Below are 14,853 nucleotides of genomic sequence, written 5' to 3'. Positions count from 1 at the left end.
GCGAAGCGTGCGGCGGGTGGGCGTGACGGACGAGGAACTGCTGGTGGAGGTCGCCCTGACGCGGCTGGACCACCCGGACCTCGACCTGGAGGAGATCGCCGAGCTGGTGGTGCGCAAGGCGGGGCCGGACGCCGTGCTGGAGTTCGCGTCACGCAACTTGGCCGAACGGGGCGAACTGCGGGCCGCGATGTTCGCCGCGGCCGTCGAGCACGTGATCCGGGTGGTGCTGACGCTGCGCGGTCCTTCGGACTAGCCGGCGGGGCTGCCCGCGTCCACGGACAGCCCCACCGGAATCACGCGCCGATCGTGGCGGTGTCGATCACGAAGCGATACCGCACGTCGCTGTTGTCGACGCGCTCGTAGGCCTCGTTGACCTGCTCGGCGGAGATCGTCTCGATCTCGGCGCCGATTCCGTGCTCGGCGCAGAACTCGAGCATCTCCTGGGTCTCGGCGATCCCGCCGATCATCGATCCGGCCAGCACCTTGTTGCCGCCGAGGAGGGAGAACGCGTTGTAGGACAGCGGCTCGCCGGGTGCGCCGACGTTGACCATCGCGCCGCCGACGCGCAGCAGGCCGAGGTAGGCGTCCACCGGCAGCTTGGCCGACACGGTGTTCAGGATCAGGTCGAACCGGCCGCGCAGCGCCTCGAACGTGCCCTCGTCGCTGGTCGCGTAGTAGTCCTTCGCGCCGAGCCGCAGGCCGTCCTCCTGCTTCTTGAGGCTCTGGCTGAGCACGGTGACCTCCGCGCCCATCGCGGCGGCCAGCTTGACCGCCATGTGGCCGAGCCCGCCGAGGCCGACCACGGCGACCTTCTTGCCCGGACCGGCGCCCCACCGCCGCAGCGGCGAGTAGGTCGTGATCCCGGCGCACAGCAGCGGCGCGGCGACGTCGAGGCCGATGCCGTCGGGGATGCGGCACACGAAGCCTTCCTTGACGACGATCTGCCGGCTGTAGCCGCCGTAGGTGTTCTCGCCGTCGAAGCCGACCCCGTTGTAGGTCTGGACGTTGCCCTTGACGCAGAACTGCTCGGTGCCGGCGCGGCAGTACTCGCACTCGCCGCACGAGTCGACCATGCAGCCGACGCCGACGCGGTCGCCGACCCGGTACTTGGTCACCTCGGGGCCGACGGCGGCGACGACACCGGCGATCTCGTGGCCGGGCACCATCGGGAAGATGGCCTGGCCCCAGTCCTCCCTCGCCTGGTGGATGTCGCTGTGGCAGATGCCGGCGAACTTGATGTCGATCAGCACGTCGTCCGGCCGCAGGTCCCGCCGCTGGATCGTGGTGGGCGCCAGGGGCGCGCCGGGCGACGGCACAGCGATAGCGTGCGTGGTCGTGGTCATGGATCCTCCCGGATACGACGTCGCGGGGCATACTGTAAGAGCCCTCATACATCACCTACGTAAGAGGGCTCTTACATATTTCGGCCGGGGGATGTGAGCTGGGTCATGGGCGGGAAGTACCACCACGGCAACCTGCGCGACGAGCTCGTCCGGGTGTCCCTCGATCTGATCGCCGAGCGCGGCGTGGCCGGGTTCTCGGTCGCCGAGGTCGCGCGGCGCGCCAAGGTCAGCCCCGGCGCGCCCTACCGGCACTTCCCGGAGCGGGAGAGCCTGCTCGCCGCCGTCGCCGCCACCGTGGCCTGCCAGCTGGCCGACGAGGTGCGGGCCGCGGTCGAGCGCGAGGACGACCCGGCCGCCGCGCTCGCCGCGGCGGCGGGCGCCTACACCGCGTATCTGATCCGGCGGCGGGCCGGCATGCACCTCATCTACGCCGAGGGGCTGCACGGCCCCGGCTACACCGAGCTGCACGAGAACACGCGCACCCTGACCGACCAGTTCCTCCTGCTGTGCCTGCGCCTGTGCGACAGCCCGCAGGAGGCGCTGGAGCTGATGGAGCAGCTGTTCACCCAGGCGCACGGCTACGGCATGTTCTGGCTCGACGGCGTCTTCGTCAAGCACGGCTACTCGCCCGAACTGGTGGTCGCGAAGTCGGTCGCCGCGGCGCGCGCCATGATCGAGGGCCACCGCGCGACGACCGGTGACGGCTGATCAGTCCACAGTAGACGCCGCAACCATCCGTGAGAACTCGCCAGTCCGCCCGTTACGGGGGAGCGAGTCGCGCCGACGAGCACGGAGAGCCCCGCGAGCGAGGTGTTCCCCCGCCGCCGATATCGCGCGCCACAACGAAGTCGCCCGCCTCAGGCGTACCGTGGACGCCGAAGGGGAACGGGTGTTCCGGATCGTGCGGAGGTGCGGGCCGAGGTGAGCCGGAAGGCCAGGGCGGACAGCGAGCGCAACCGCAGGCGCATCGTGGAGGTCGCGCGCCGCGGGTTCGCCGTCGAGGGCATCGGGCTGCCGATGCGGGAGATCGCCCGCCGGGCCGGTGTCGGGGCCGCGACGCTGTACCGGCACTTCCCGGCGCGCCCCGATCTCCTCGACGCGGTGCTGGCCGAGCAGGTCGCCGCCTGCCGCGAGGACGTGCGCAACGCCCTCGCCGACCCCGACCCGTGGCGGGCGCTGAGCGCGATCGTGCGCCAGTTCGGCGAGCGCCAGGTGCGGGACCGCGGCCTCAACGACGTCCTGCTCGGCTCGCACCCGGAGGCGGAGGCGTTCGCCGAGGAACGGCGCGAGCACACCCGCTCGCTCGACGCGCTCGTGCGTCGCGCCAGGGCTGCCGGCGCCGTGCGACCGGACCTCGCCACCGAGGACGTGCGGGTCGGGTTGATGGCGATCGCGTCGCTGCGGGGCCTGCCGCCGGACCGGGCGCCGGTGGCCGTCCGCCGTCTGACGGAGCTGCTTCTCGCCGGGATGCGGTAGCAACGCTCGCGTCGCGGCCACACCAGCACCGCTCGGCTTCACGCCTCGTGGCGCCGACGCTCCCGGTAGGTGCGGGTCTTGTGGCGGTTGCCGCAGATCTCCATGGTGCACCAGCGGCCACGGCCGTTACGTGAGACGTCGTAGAACGCCCACCGGCAGTCCGGGGCGGCGCAGAGCTTGATCCGCGACCACTCGCCCCTGGCCACACTGCCCGCCACGGTCTCGACGATGGCGTTCAGCCAGGCCGGGCCGGAGGTCGCGACGAGGCGCAATCCGCCGGACGCGTCCGGTTCGAGCCGCAACGGGTGTTCCGCGAGGGCCGCGGCCGCCCCGGTATCAGCGACGAGCACCTGCCGGAGCGCCGTGCGCAGGGCGATGGCGGTCTCCAGATCCGCCGCCCGCGGCGGGCTGTCGCCGAAGTCCAGACCCCGGTCCGTCAGCCAGTCCGCGAGGGCCTGCGGCGAGGTCAGCCGCTCGCCGGGCATATGACTCTCCCCGTGCCGCTTGAATGTGCGCTCGTCCACGGTGTTGAGGAAGTCTTCGATCACCTGCAGCGACACCACGACACCATCATCTCACGACAGTGGTGTTGCTCGCGTGCGACACCGCTGTTAGCTTTTACCGGTGTCGAAGACGAGAGGAGAGCGCGATGGCCGGCACGCACGCGGTACTCGATGTTCCCGACGCCGACCTGGAGGACCTGCGAGAACGGCTGCGCCGCACCCGGTGGGCGCGACCGTGGCCGGCCGAACCCTGGGCGGCGGGCACGGACGGCGATGAGCTCCGCCGCCTGGCCGGCTACTGGGCCTCGGCCTACGACTGGCGCAAGCACGAAGCCGCGATCAACGACCTGCCGCACCGGTTCGCCGAGATCGGCGGCACGGTCGTGCACTACCTGTACTTCGGCGCCGAGAGCGGCGGAGCACGGGCGATCCTGCTGGCCAACGGCTGGCCCAGCTCGTTCCTCGAACTCGTCGGCCTGGCGGAGCGGCTGTCGGCCCCGTCGCGGTTCGAGCGCGACCCGCGGACCGCTTTCACCGTCGTCGTCCCGTCCCTGCCGGGGTTCGGGCTTGCTCCGCAACGCCCGGCGCTCGAGTCGAGCACGCACACGCACGACCTGTGGCATCGGCTGATGACCGAGGAGCTGGGTTTCGACCGCTACGGCGCGCACGGGTCCGACATCGGCGCCGGGGACGTGAGCCGGCTGGCGCAGGCGCATCCGGACGCGCTGTTCGGACTCCACCTGCAGGACGCCGCGAACCCCGCGGGCTACGACGCGACCGGGCTGAGCGAGGAGGAACGGGCCTACCTGGCGGCCGAGCACGCGTGGGACGTCGCCGAGCGCGGGTACTCGCACCAGCAGCAGACCCGGCCGCTGACCCTCGCCCAGGGGCTGTCGGACTCCCCGTCCGGGCTGCTCGCCTGGATCCTGGAGAAGTACCGGGCCTGGAGCGACTGCGACGGCGTCGTGACCAACCGGTTCAGCGACGACTTCCTCCTCACACAGGCCTCGCTGTACTGGTTCACCAACACGATCTCGACCTCGTTCCGCCCCTACTACGAACGCCACCACCAGCTGGTCCCGCCCGTCGAACGGGTCGAGGTGCCGACCGCGCTGGCGTTGTTCCCCGCCGACATCGGCGGACGGCAGCCTCGCAGCTGGGTGGAACGCGTCTACCGCGTCGCCCGCTACACCGAGATGCCCCGCGGCGGTCACTTCGCCGCCTACGAGGAACCGGATCTGCTGGCCGACGACATCACGGCCTTCTTCGGCTCACTGCGGTGAGCACATCCGTCCACACGGGACCGTCGCAGAACGGAGAACTCCATGCCTGAGGTCGCCCCGGAAGCCGTGCCGGGGCCGGTGCTGCAGGATCTGCGTGCCCGGCTGCGGGCCTACCGCCGGGTGCCGCTGCCCCCGGGATTCGGGTGGGAGCGTGGCGTCGACGGCGACTTCCTGGCCGAACTCGTCACCCACTGGGCCGATCACTACGACTGGCGGGTGCACGAAGAACGGATCCGCGCACTGCCGTGGACACTGGCAGGCGGGCTCCGGCTGATCCACCAGCGCGCGGCGACTCGCGGCGTTCCGGTCGTCCTGCTGCACGGCTGGCCGGACTCGGTCCTGCGGTTCGAGAAGGTCCTGCCGCTCCTGGCGGATCTGAACGTGGTCGTCCCGGCGTTGCCGGGTTTCCCGTTCGCCGCCCCGGTGGCACGCGGGGGCATGTCGGCCGCGGCGATGGCCGAAACGGTGGCCGCCGCCCTCGCCGAGCTGGGCTACGACCGTTACGTCGTGTCCGCGGGCGACGTCGGTTGCGATGTCGCCGAGGTGCTCGCCTCGGCGTACCCCGACCGAGTCGCCGCGCTCCACCTGACCGATGTGTCGCAGTACCGGTTCCTGGTCGATCCACCGGCGGACCTCTCGCCCGCCGAGCAGGCCTACGTGCGGTCCGGGCACCGCTGGCAACGCCAGGAGGGCGGCTACATGCGGGAGCAGGCGACCAAGCCGCACACCCTCGCGGTGGGGCTCGGCGACTCGCCGGCCGGGCTCGCCGCGTGGCTGCTGGAGAAACTGCGCACGTGGACCGACTGCGGGGGCGACGTCACCACGGTGTTCACCCGCGACGAGCTGCTGACCTGGATCACGGCGTACTGGGTCACCGGCTCGATCGGCACCTCGTTCACCCCGTACGCGGAGGCCGGACCCAGGCCGGGACCGATCGTCGCGCCCACGGCGTTCACGATCTTCCCCAAGGACCTCGTCAACGCGCCACGGGAGTTCGCGGCCCGGTTCTTCGACGTCCGGTCGTGGGTCGAGGAGCCCCGCGGCGGGCACTTCGGTGCATGGGAATGCCCGGAGCAGTACGTCGCCGGGGTCCGCGCCGCCGCGTCCCTCGCCTGAGCGTCCTCAGGCGCGGCGCGCGGCCCAGACGGAACGCTTGGTGCGGACCGCCAGGTCGTCGCGGCGCAGCAGGCTGTGCGGGCCGTCGACGTCGAGCAGCCGGTCGAGTGCGGCGAGGTCCTCGCGGTCGAGCTCGGCCGCGACCGCGCCCCGAACACGTTGCAGCGCATGGAGGGCGTACCGGCCGACCACCGGGTTGCCCGCGCCCTCGACGTTCACGTCGACTTGGAGCTCGCCCTCCACCACGAACCCGGCGGCGGCGAGCATCGGCCCCCAGTCCGCGCCGCGGTGGGGGAGGTGCCGGGCGTGGAGCCGGTCGCCCGCGGCGTGGACGCGGTCTTCCAGCCCGGGCCGGTCGGCGGGCGCGGTCGTGGGCAGGAAGCGGGGCAGGCCCGCCATTTCGACCACGACGAACAGGCCGCCGGGCGCGAGCAGGTCGTGGACGGCGCGCAGGGCGCGGCCGGGATCAGCCAGGTGGTGCACGGAGCCCGAGGCCCACACGAGGTCGGGGGTGCCGAGGTCGGGCCAGGTGGCCTCGTCGAGGTCGGCGAGCACCGTGCGCACGTGCCCGTCCACCCCGCGGGCGCACGCCTTTTCGCTGAGCCGCCGCAAGTGGCCGGGCGAGGTGTCCACCGCCGTGACGTGCGCTTCGGGGAACTGGTCGAGAAGGGCGAACGTGCCCGCTCCGGTGCCCGCGGCGAGGTCGACGATCTGACGCGGGCTGCCGTGCAGGGGCAGCCACCTGATGATGCCGGTGGTGTGCTCGGCGAGGGCTTCGGCGTCCAGTTCGAGGATCTCCGCCTGCGCGCTGTCCGCGTCGTGGTGATCGTGACCGTGGTGATCGTGGCTCTGGTGCTGGGCATGCGCGCGTGTCATGCTGCCACGATAAGAGCGTTTTGCTCTGCTGCTCGGTCCTTTGCCGATTGCGCAAGGAAGTGGGCTCCCGCGGTGCCCCGGGCGCAAAATGCCGCGTATGCCGGTCGTGCCGTCATGAGCCGTTGTCGTCGGCCTCGTTTTCGCGATGCCCGCGGCGGGCGTCGCGGTCGTAGATGAACATGACCTCGCACGGACGGCCGTGAGCGCCGATGGCGTGCGGTGTCATGGTCGGGAACTCGGCGGCGCGGTTGGTGTCGACGCGGAAGGTCCGGTCTCCCAGCAACAACGTGGCGGTGCCGGACAGCACGACGAACCATTCCCGGCCGGGGTGGGCGCGCATCTTGGCCGGGTTGTCCGGCGGCGGGTCGGTGAACCGCCTGCGCATCACGGTCATGCCGGGGTCGCCCTTCATCGGCCAGCTCAGCCCGTGCGCGCCGTGGTGGTTGACCGGGCTGATGACCACGTCGTCCACGGCGTTCTCGACCAGCTGGTCGAGGGTGGTGTCCAAGGCGCGGGCCAGTGCGACAAGCTGGTCCAGTGCCAGGCGGCGCTGGCCGTTCTCGATGCGGCTCAGCGAGGACTGTCCCAGGTGGACTCGTGCGGCCAGTTCCTCCAGCGACAGGCCTTGGGCGACGCGCAGTGCCCGGATCCGTTTGCGCACGAGGCTGTCCAGCGAATCTTCTTCTTGCTTCATAGGCAAGATGATATGCCAGTGCGGCAAATCGTGCTTACCCTCGCGGCGTCGTGCACTCCCATGCCTGCCGAGAGGAACCCATGAGCACCAACCAGCCCACACCGGGGGCTGCCACACCGGACGCGCGCCGGCTGCGCACCATCCTCATCTCCGTGTCCACCTCGTTGATGGCGGTCGTCGCCTCGGTTTCGGGCCTCGGCGTCGCGCAGACCCACCTGGCCGTCGAGTTCGGAGCGTCGCTGGGCACGGTCCTGTGGATCATCAACATCTACACCCTGGCCCTGGCCGCGCTGCTGCTGCCGTTCGGCGCGATCGGCGACCGCGTGGGCCGCAAGCCCGTGCTGACCGCCGGGCTCTTGTTGTTCGGCATCGCGAACGTGGTGGCGGCACTGGCCCCGACCGCGGAGGTCATGATCGCCGCCCGCGTGGTCAGCGGCGCCGGCGCCGCGATGATCATGCCGATCACGCTGGCCGTCATCACCTCCACCTTCCCCGAGGAACGGCGCGGCAAGGCCATCGGCGTGTGGACGGCCGTCGCGGGCGGCGGCGGCGTCCTCGGCATGTTCCTGTCCGCGCTGCTGGTCGACGTCGCCGACTGGCGCTGGCTGTTCGCGCTCCCGGTCGCGCTGATCGCCGTGGCGCTCGTGACGACCGTGAAGTCGGTGCCCAACTCGCGTGAGCGCTCGGCGCACCCCTTCGACACCGTCGGCGCGCTGCTGTCTGCCGTCGCCGTCGTCGGCTTCATCTTCGTGCTGCAAGAAGGACCCGTGCGCGGCTGGACCGCCCCCGAGACGGTGGTCGGCCTCGCGGCCGGCATCGTCGCCGGCATCGGCTTCGTGGCCTGGGAACTGCGCCGCCGCGACGCTTCGCTGCTGGACGTGCGGATGTTCGCCGAACGCGGCCTGATGGGCGGTTCGCTCACGTTGCTCGTGGTCTTCGGTGTCCAGGCGGGCATCGGCGTGGTGCTGTTCCCGTTCTTCCAGGCCGTGCTCGGGTGGTCCGGACTGGTGTCGACGGCGGCGCTGATGCCCATGGCGATGTCGATGATGCTGGCTTCCGGGCTCGCGGCCCGGCTGGCCGAGCGCATCGGCTCCCGCGCGACGATGACCACCGGCGTCGCGCTGGCCGGCGTGGGACTGGTGTCCATGGGCCTGTTCGTCTCGGTGGCGGGCGGCTACCTGTCGATCCTGCCGGGGCTGGTCGCCATGGGCATCGGCATGGGACTGGCGATGACGCCGTCCACCGAGGCCATCACCGGCTCGTTGCCGCGGGACAAGCAGGGTGTCGCCTCCGCCCTCAACGACATCACCCGCGAGTTCGGCACCGCGCTGGGGGTCGCGCTGCTGGGCGCGCTGCTGTCCGCCGGCTACCGCGGCTCGATCGACGGCATGCTGTCCGGGGTGCCACGGGAGGCGGCGGACGTCGCCAGGGAGGGCGTCGCCAACGCGATCGAGGTCTCGCGCAGCGCCGGCTCGCACGCGGCGCAGATCGTCCACGCCGCCCGGGAGTCCTTTGTGGCCGGATGGCAGCACGCGATGTGGGCGGGCGCGGCCGTCATGGCGGTGCTGGCGCTCTATGTCGCCGTGCGGGGCCCGAAGAACCGGGGCCGCCCCGCGGTGGACACCACCGCGTCGAGCCGGGCGGGATCACCCCTGTGACAGCGGCTTCCACCGCGGCCCGCTGCCTGCGGGTCGCGGTGGGGGCTCGGACCGCCGGTCGCTACCGGTCGGCGATCCGCCACTCGCCGCCGTCGTGTTCGAACCGGGCGGGCGAGCGTGCCCCGGTTCCACGACGGCTGGCTGCGCACCGGGGACATCGGCACGATCTCTCCCGACGGCTTTCCCACGCTCGTGGACCGGTCCAAGGACGTCATCAAGTCCGGTGGGGAATGGATCTCCTCGGTCGACCTGGAGAACGCCGTCATGGCCCACCCGGCCGTCGCCGAGGCCGCCGTCATCGGCGTGCCCGACGCGAAGTGGGACGAGCACTGGGTTTTCCTCGACGAGGTGCCGAAGACCGCTGTCGGCAAGGTCGACAAGAAGCGCCTGCGGGCCCTGCGCTGACCCGCGATCCAGCGTCGCCAAGACTGTCCTTTCCGGAGCGGGGATGGTCATTCGCCGACGCGCATGGCCGTGACGGCGGGCGGGCGGAGGGCGAACCGGGTCGGCACCGCGATGGCGCCCCAGCCGACGAGGGCAGCGGCGGCGAGGATCCCGCCGTAGGCGAGCGGGGGCACGGTCGGCAGCGCCGTCCCGGTCAGGCTCAGGCTGATGCCGACCAGCGGTGGCAGCGCGGCGAGCGACCCGAGCACGATCGCGGCCACGACGACGACGGCCGCCTCGCCCCGCGTCATCGCCCGGACCTGGCGGGGTTTCGCCCCGGCCAGCCGCAGCAACGCGAACTCGCGCACCCGGGCCGCGGTGGCCAGGACGAGGACGTTCACCACCGCGATCGCGATGAACGCGATCAGCACGAGGTTGAGCACGAGGTTCACCGTGGACTCCGCGCTCGCGGCGTCGTCCCGCGCCGCCAGGAACGCCTGCCGGTCGGCCACGCGCACCTCCGGGTACGCCGGGAGCGCCGCGGCCGCCGTCCCCGCGACCAGGATTTCGTCGTCCAGCCCGGTCGTGGTGTGCCCGGCGACGGCGGCGTGCGGCAGCGTCAGGTCGCCGAAGCCCAGGCCGTTGCCGTAGATCGCGACGACGCGGGCGCTGTGCGGGGTGCCGTCGCCGAGGCGCATGGTGACCGTCCCGCCCAGGTCCACCCCGAACGTCCCGGCCGCGTTCTCGCTGACCGCGACGGCGTCACCGGTGAGGCCGGCCAGGTCGCCCCGGCGGACGTCGAGGTCCAGGACCCGGTCGAGGCCATCCGGCGTGACGCCCTGTGCGGCGTAGGCCTCGGTCGTGGGCTCGCCGAACATCGTGGAGGTCACCAGGACCCGCGTCCGCACCACGGACACCGCCGCGGTCACGCCCGGCGCCCGCCGGACCGCGTCGGCCACGGCGGGGGAGATGCCGCCGTCGCCCACGAGCACCTGGTCGGCGAGCAGACCGGTCTCGGCCTGCCGCTGCGCCGCCGCGGCGGTCGTCGTCAGCGTGAAGATCTGGACCGCGGCCAGCGCCACCCCCATGATCAGCGGTGTGGTCGCCGCGCCGAACCGGCGGGACCGGGCCCGGGTGCCGGCCTCGGCGAGGAACCCGGACGCCGTCCGGCTGAGCCCGAGCCTGCCCAGCACCGACGCGGTCGCGGCGAGCAGCCGCGGCCCGAGCAGCGCCACGGCGGTGACCAGCAACAGCGCCGATCCGGCCGCGCCCGCCGTGCCCGCGGCGCCGCCCATCGCCAGCGGGAACCCGATCCCGGCGACGGTCCCCGCGATCGCGAGCACCCAGCCCGTCAGCAGCCGGCCACGGCCGAGCCGCGGCGGTTCCACAGCGGCCTCGCCGAGCGCGCCCACCGGGCTGATCCGCGCCGCGCGGCGGGCAGTGATCAGGCCGGCCGCCACCGCGGCCACCACGGAGCCCGCGACCGCGGCGAGCACGGGCAGCGGGCCGATCACGAACCCGAACCCCGCGGGGATCGAGCCGAGGCGGACGAACACCCCGTGCAGCAGCAGGCTCAGGCCGGCGCCGGGGAGCGCGCCGAGCACCGCCGCCACCGTCGCCACCAGCCCGGTCTCGATGCCGATCAGCCGGTAGATGTGCTTCGGCCCGGCCGCGACGGCCCGCAGGAGGGCGAACTCGCGGCGGCGCTGCTGGTTGGCCAGGCCGACGGTGCTGGCCACGACCAGCAGGATGACCACCAGCATCGTGCCGCCGAACGAGCCCGCGACCAGTGTCAGGAACGACCGCGCGGCACCGTCGCCGGCGAACTCGGCACCGGCCCGGTCGGCGCCGGTGGCCGTCGCGGCCCCGGGAACGGCCCGGCCGATCCGCTCGGCGAGACCGGCCGCGTCGACGCCGGGTCCGGCCAGGACGGCGACGGCGTCCACCGCGTCCGGGTGGCCGGCGACCTCGCGGGCGCGTTCGTCGGTGAGGTACGCCGACTGTTGCCCCGGGGCGACGGCGCCGACCACGCGGTAGGGGGAAGCGCTCCCGCCCACCGCCAGGTCGACCACGTCGCCGGGATGCGCCCCGGCGAGCACCACTTCGTCGGCACGCCGCGGCTCCCGGCCTTCGGTGAGCGCGACAGCGCCGAGCCTCGTCGAGGACCACCCGTGCACGACGACCGGGCCCGAACCGCGCACCACGGCCGTCGCGCTCACGTCGGGCACGACCGCGGTGACCCCGGGCACCCGGCTGATGTCGGCGGCCCGCGCGACGGGCAGCGGGGCGCGTTCTGGGAACCACTGGTCGACGTCGCCGGGCACGGACACCGACTGCGGCGCGGTGACGACCACCGCGGCGGCGGCGTAGCGCTGTGGCGGAAGCCCGCCCCGCAGCCCGGATTCGAGCAGGACACCGCTCGCGGTGATCAGGGCGGACCCGGCGAACACCGCGACGAATGCCGCGGCGAACGCCGATGTGCGGGCCCGGATCGTCCGCTGGGCCAGGAAGAACACGCTCATCACTCCCCGAAGTGGGTCATCCGCTCGGCGATGCGGTCCGGCGACGCGCCGGTCAGCTCGCCGGCGATCCGGCCGTCGGTCAGGAACACCACCGTGTCCGCGTAGGAGGCCGCGACCGGGTCGTGCGTCACCATCAGCGCCGTCTGGCCCCAGCGGTCCACCGCCTGCCGCAGCGTGCCGAGCACCTGCCGCGCGGTCCGGGTGTCCAGTGCGCCCGTCGGCTCGTCCAGCAGCACCACCTCGGGCCGGGTGACCAGCGCGCGGGCGATCGCGACGCGCTGCTGCTGCCCGCCGGACAGCTTGCTCGGGCGGCGGTCCAGCGGCACGTCGAGTTCGACCGACCGGACGACCTCGGCGAGGAACGCCGGGTCGAAGCGCTGGTTGCCCAGGCGCAGCGGGAGCACGATGTTCTGCTCGACCGTCAGCGTGTCCAGCAGGTTGTAGGACTGGAACACGAACCCGATCCGCTCGCGCCGCAACGCGGTCAGCTCGGACTCGCGGCGTCCGGTCAGCTCGACGTCGCCGAGCGTGATGCGGCCCGAGGTCGGCCGGTCGAGCCCGGCGGCGCAGTGCAGGAACGTGCTCTTGCCCGAGCCGGACGGGCCCATGATCGCGGTGAAGCTCCCGCGCCGCAGTCCGAGCGTGACGCCGTCGAGCGCGTGGACCGCGGCAGCCCCCTTGCCGTAGGTCTTGACCACCGATTCCATCCGCACCGCGTACTCCAGGCCGTTCGCGACTGTCATCGCTGTCGTCCTTCCCCTGTTGTCCGGTGCCTCCGACGCTAGGAGCGGGACGGGCGCGGCACACTGGCCTGAGCACCCGGACCGGGGGTGTAGCCAGGTACACCCCGCCGGGGGGTTTCAGTAGAGTCGCGGCAGGACCGGGGGAGCGGCGATGAGGACAGCGATCAAGCGCAGCGCCGGCGCCACGGCGGTGCTCGCGTCCGGGCTGCAAACGGCGCTGCCCGCGCTGGCCGGCGTGCTCGTCCTGCCGTTGCTGGTGCTGCTGTTGCCGTTCGCGCCGGCGGTGCTGAAGCCGGTGCGCGTCCTGACCGGGCTGGAGCGCGAGCGCGCCGGGCGGCACCTCGGGTTCCCGCTGCCGGAGGAGGTCCATGCCGAGAGCGGCGGCCGGTTGCGCGCGGTGCGGGACCCGGCGACCTGGCGCGCTCTACTGTGGATGGTGGTGCACGGGTTCGCCGGCACGTTCCTCGGTTTGCTCGGCATCGCACTGTGGCCGGCGATCGTGACGAGCGCGACCATCCCGCTGTACTGGTGGCTGTTCCCGCCGGACACCTTCACCGGGCTGTTCGTCGACATCCGGACGTGGCCGGAGGCGCTCACCCTGCCGCTGCTGCAGGCCGCGCTCTACGCCGCCGCGGTGGTGTGGCTGGTGCCCCTGATCGCGCGCGGCCAGCTGCTGCTCGCGCGGTCGCTGCTCGGGCCGGACGAGGTGGAGTTGCTGGCACGGCAGGTCCAGCGGCTCACCGAGACGCGGGCCGAAGCGCTGGAATCGCACGGCGCGGAGCTCCGCCGCATCGAGCGCGACCTACACGACGGGATCCAGGCGCAGCTGGTCGCGGTCTCGGTGCGGCTCGGGCTCGCCGCGCGCGCACTGGCGGCCGAGCCGGACACCCCCGCGGCCGCGCTGGTGCGGGACGCCCAGCAGGGCATCGAGGAGTCACTGGGCAACCTGCGCAGCATCATCCGCGGCATCTACCCGCCGATCCTCGCCGACCGCGGCCTCGCCGGCGCCGTGCACGCGCTGGCGGGCAGCCAGCGCATCCCGGTGACCGTCCGCGTCCCCGGCGACCTGCCGCGGCCACCGGCGGCGGTCGAGGCGGCGGCGTACTTCGTCGTCGCCGAGTCGCTGACCAACGTCACCAAGCACAGCACGGCCCAGCACGCCGAGGTCGTCCTCGACGGCGACGGGCGGAGCCTGCGCGTGACGGTGCGCGACGACGGCCAGGGCGGCGCCGACGCCGGCGCCGGGAGCGGGCTGTCCGGCATCCGGCGCCGGGTCGCGGCGCTCGACGGAACCGCGCGGATCGACAGCCCGGCGAACGCGGGAACGACGATCGAGGTGCTGCTGCCATGCGGATAGTGCTCGCCGAGGACAACGCCCTCCTGCGCGAGGGGATCTCGCTGCTGGTCAAGAGCGCGGGCCACGAGATCGTCGGTGTCGTGGCCAGTGGTCCGGAGATCCTGCCGGTCCTGCTGGAACACCGCCCGGACATCGCGGTGCTCGACGTCCGGCTGCCCCCGGGTTTCCGCGACGAGGGGTTGCGCGCGGCGATCGAGGCTCGCGAGCACCTGCCCGGGCTGCCGGTGCTGGTGCTGTCCCAGTACGTCGAGCAGGCCTACGCGAAGGAGCTGCTGGAGACGGGCGCGGCCGGCACCGGCTACCTGCTGAAGGACCGCGTCGGGCGGGTCGAGGAATTCCTGGACGCGCTCGAACGCGTCGCGGCCGGGGGCACCGCGCTCGACCCCGAGGTCGTGTCGCAGCTGATGAACAAACGCGACCCGCTGCAGAGCCTCACCGCGCGGGAGCGGCAGGTGCTGCACCTCATGGCACAAGGTCTGGACAACGTGACGATCGCCGGCGAGCTGGTGGTCACCGAGCGCGCGGTGACCAAGCACATCGGCAACATCTTCCGCAAGCTGGGCCTGCCCACGAGCGACAGCGGACACCGCCGGGTGCTGGCGGTGCTGGCATACGTCAACGCCTGAGCGCACCAGCGGTCGTGCGGCTCACGACAGCAAGCCGGCACGCACGCACTCCTGCCAGCGCTTCACCAGTCGCACCGCGACGGCTCGCGATGGTCCACAAAGGAGAGTTGATCGCGCGGATCGGCAGCCGCGACCCGCTCGCCGAGGCGGCGCGGGCGCACGCGGCCCTCGAGTCGCGCGGCGACCGGGAAACTGCCGCTGATCCCGTGACCGCCGGCTCCCGGTGAGCCATGTCACTTGCTTCGAATTCGAAGCGGGGGTACCGTCGCTTC

14 protein-coding genes and 1 pseudogene are annotated in these 14,853 nt (G+C 72.8%); 9 read left to right on the top strand and 6 right to left on the bottom strand.

Annotation, left to right across the window (positions count from 1 at the left end; genetic code table 11):
- The first annotated feature begins 22 nt into the window (after nt 1-22).
- A complete protein-coding gene (locus AMY39116_RS0315595; protein ID WP_027935951.1) occupies nt 23-253 on the top strand; it encodes a hypothetical protein in 231 nt (76 codons plus the stop codon).
- A gap of 40 nt (nt 254-293) precedes the next feature.
- Here the strand turns inward: AMY39116_RS0315595 and AMY39116_RS0315590 are convergent, their stop codons facing one another.
- Nucleotides 294-1,343, bottom strand: coding sequence for an NAD(P)-dependent alcohol dehydrogenase (locus tag AMY39116_RS0315590; RefSeq protein ID WP_027935950.1), 1,050 nt, complete (start codon nt 1,341-1,343; stop codon nt 294-296).
- A 105-nt stretch (nt 1,344-1,448) separates the two neighbouring features.
- On the opposite strand from AMY39116_RS0315590, the gene AMY39116_RS0315585 reads away from it, so the two are divergent.
- Entirely contained in the window at nt 1,449-2,051 is a 603-nt protein-coding gene (locus AMY39116_RS0315585) for a TetR family transcriptional regulator (protein ID WP_020418565.1), read from the top strand.
- Nucleotides 2,052-2,252: 201 nt separating this feature from the next.
- A complete protein-coding gene (locus tag AMY39116_RS0315580; protein ID WP_020418564.1) occupies nt 2,253-2,819 on the top strand; it encodes a TetR/AcrR family transcriptional regulator in 567 nt (188 codons plus the stop codon).
- A 38-nt stretch (nt 2,820-2,857) separates the two neighbouring features.
- On the opposite strand, the gene AMY39116_RS0315575 is transcribed toward AMY39116_RS0315580, so the two are convergent.
- Nucleotides 2,858-3,379: a CGNR zinc finger domain-containing protein gene (locus AMY39116_RS0315575; RefSeq protein ID WP_235716137.1), complete on the bottom strand. Its 522-nt coding sequence runs from the start codon at nt 3,377-3,379 to the stop codon at nt 2,858-2,860.
- An 89-nt stretch (nt 3,380-3,468) separates the two neighbouring features.
- Between AMY39116_RS0315575 and AMY39116_RS0315570 the strand changes: the two genes are divergently transcribed.
- Both AMY39116_RS0315570 and AMY39116_RS0315565 read left to right on the top strand, forming a co-directional pair.
- Nucleotides 3,469-4,605 (top strand): epoxide hydrolase family protein, encoded by a 1,137-nt coding sequence (locus AMY39116_RS0315570; protein WP_020418562.1) that lies wholly within the window; start codon nt 3,469-3,471, stop codon nt 4,603-4,605.
- A 42-nt stretch (nt 4,606-4,647) separates the two neighbouring features.
- A complete protein-coding gene (locus tag AMY39116_RS0315565) occupies nt 4,648-5,721 on the top strand; it encodes an epoxide hydrolase family protein (RefSeq protein ID WP_020418561.1) in 1,074 nt (357 codons plus the stop codon).
- A gap of 6 nt (nt 5,722-5,727) precedes the next feature.
- Here the strand turns inward: AMY39116_RS0315565 and AMY39116_RS0315560 are convergent, their stop codons facing one another.
- Together AMY39116_RS0315560 and AMY39116_RS0315555 are read right to left on the bottom strand one after the other, a co-directional pair.
- Nucleotides 5,728-6,597 carry a trans-aconitate 2-methyltransferase gene (locus tag AMY39116_RS0315560; protein ID WP_020418560.1) on the bottom strand — a complete coding sequence of 290 codons (870 nt, stop codon included), beginning with the start codon at nt 6,595-6,597 and terminating at the stop codon, nt 5,728-5,730.
- A 112-nt stretch (nt 6,598-6,709) separates the two neighbouring features.
- A complete protein-coding gene (locus tag AMY39116_RS0315555) occupies nt 6,710-7,291 on the bottom strand; it encodes a helix-turn-helix transcriptional regulator (protein ID WP_020418559.1) in 582 nt (193 codons plus the stop codon).
- An 80-nt stretch (nt 7,292-7,371) separates the two neighbouring features.
- Here AMY39116_RS0315555 and AMY39116_RS0315550 point away from each other — a divergent pair, with 80 nt between their 5' ends.
- Nucleotides 7,372-8,949 (top strand): MFS transporter, encoded by a 1,578-nt coding sequence (locus tag AMY39116_RS0315550; RefSeq protein WP_020418558.1) that lies wholly within the window; start codon nt 7,372-7,374, stop codon nt 8,947-8,949.
- A gap of 123 nt (nt 8,950-9,072) precedes the next feature.
- Nucleotides 9,073-9,354 (top strand): annotated as a pseudogene (locus AMY39116_RS0315545) (fatty acid--CoA ligase); the annotation flags it as partial.
- Between the two features lie 47 nt (nt 9,355-9,401).
- Here AMY39116_RS0315545 and AMY39116_RS0315540 read toward each other — a convergent pair.
- Both AMY39116_RS0315540 and AMY39116_RS0315535 read right to left on the bottom strand, forming a co-directional pair.
- The gene (locus tag AMY39116_RS0315540) at nt 9,402-11,855 is read right to left on the bottom strand and encodes an FtsX-like permease family protein (protein ID WP_020418556.1); all 2,454 of its coding nucleotides are present in this window, start codon (nt 11,853-11,855) and stop codon (nt 9,402-9,404) included.
- On the bottom strand, nt 11,855-12,598 hold the full coding sequence (locus AMY39116_RS0315535; RefSeq protein ID WP_020418555.1) for an ABC transporter ATP-binding protein: 744 nt from the start codon (nt 12,596-12,598) through the stop codon (nt 11,855-11,857). The genes AMY39116_RS0315540 and AMY39116_RS0315535 overlap by 1 nt, the downstream gene beginning before the upstream one ends.
- Nucleotides 12,599-12,749: 151 nt before the next feature.
- Here AMY39116_RS0315535 and AMY39116_RS0315530 point away from each other — a divergent pair, with 151 nt between their 5' ends.
- Both AMY39116_RS0315530 and AMY39116_RS0315525 read left to right on the top strand, forming a co-directional pair.
- Nucleotides 12,750-13,955: a sensor histidine kinase gene (locus tag AMY39116_RS0315530; RefSeq protein ID WP_020418554.1), complete on the top strand. Its 1,206-nt coding sequence runs from the start codon at nt 12,750-12,752 to the stop codon at nt 13,953-13,955.
- Nucleotides 13,946-14,581, top strand: coding sequence for a response regulator transcription factor (locus AMY39116_RS0315525; RefSeq protein ID WP_027935948.1), 636 nt, complete (start codon nt 13,946-13,948; stop codon nt 14,579-14,581). Before AMY39116_RS0315530 ends, AMY39116_RS0315525 begins: the two co-directional genes overlap by 10 nt.
- The last annotated feature ends 272 nt before the right edge of the window (nt 14,582-14,853 follow it).

It is taken from the genome of Amycolatopsis sp. ATCC 39116 (assembly GCF_000231075.2).
GTDB classification, from domain to species: domain Bacteria; phylum Actinomycetota; class Actinomycetes; order Mycobacteriales; family Pseudonocardiaceae; genus Amycolatopsis_E; species Amycolatopsis_E tucumanensis.
The sequence above is the reverse complement of the archived record's forward strand: the minus strand, read 5'-3'. Positions and strand labels throughout refer to the sequence as shown.

Bases quoted from the DNA above. Each gene is read 5' to 3' on its own strand.
- AMY39116_RS0315590 (WP_027935950.1), bottom strand. From the start codon at position 1,343: ATGACCACGACCACGCACGCTATCGCTGTGCCGTCGCCCGGCGCGCCC.
- AMY39116_RS0315585 (WP_020418565.1), top strand. From the start codon at position 1,449: ATGGGCGGGAAGTACCACCACGGCAACCTGCGCGACGAGCTCGTCCGG.
- AMY39116_RS0315570 (WP_020418562.1), top strand. From the start codon at position 3,469: ATGGCCGGCACGCACGCGGTACTCGATGTTCCCGACGCCGACCTGGAG.
- AMY39116_RS0315565 (WP_020418561.1), top strand. From the start codon at position 4,648: ATGCCTGAGGTCGCCCCGGAAGCCGTGCCGGGGCCGGTGCTGCAGGAT.
- AMY39116_RS0315560 (WP_020418560.1), bottom strand. From the start codon at position 6,597: ATGACACGCGCGCATGCCCAGCACCAGAGCCACGATCACCACGGTCAC.
- AMY39116_RS0315555 (WP_020418559.1), bottom strand. From the start codon at position 7,291: ATGAAGCAAGAAGAAGATTCGCTGGACAGCCTCGTGCGCAAACGGATC.
- AMY39116_RS0315550 (WP_020418558.1), top strand. From the start codon at position 7,372: ATGAGCACCAACCAGCCCACACCGGGGGCTGCCACACCGGACGCGCGC.
- AMY39116_RS0315540 (WP_020418556.1), bottom strand. From the start codon at position 11,855: ATGAGCGTGTTCTTCCTGGCCCAGCGGACGATCCGGGCCCGCACATCG.
- AMY39116_RS0315535 (WP_020418555.1), bottom strand. From the start codon at position 12,598: ATGACAGTCGCGAACGGCCTGGAGTACGCGGTGCGGATGGAATCGGTG.
- AMY39116_RS0315530 (WP_020418554.1), top strand. From the start codon at position 12,750: ATGAGGACAGCGATCAAGCGCAGCGCCGGCGCCACGGCGGTGCTCGCG.
- AMY39116_RS0315525 (WP_027935948.1), top strand. From the start codon at position 13,946: ATGCGGATAGTGCTCGCCGAGGACAACGCCCTCCTGCGCGAGGGGATC.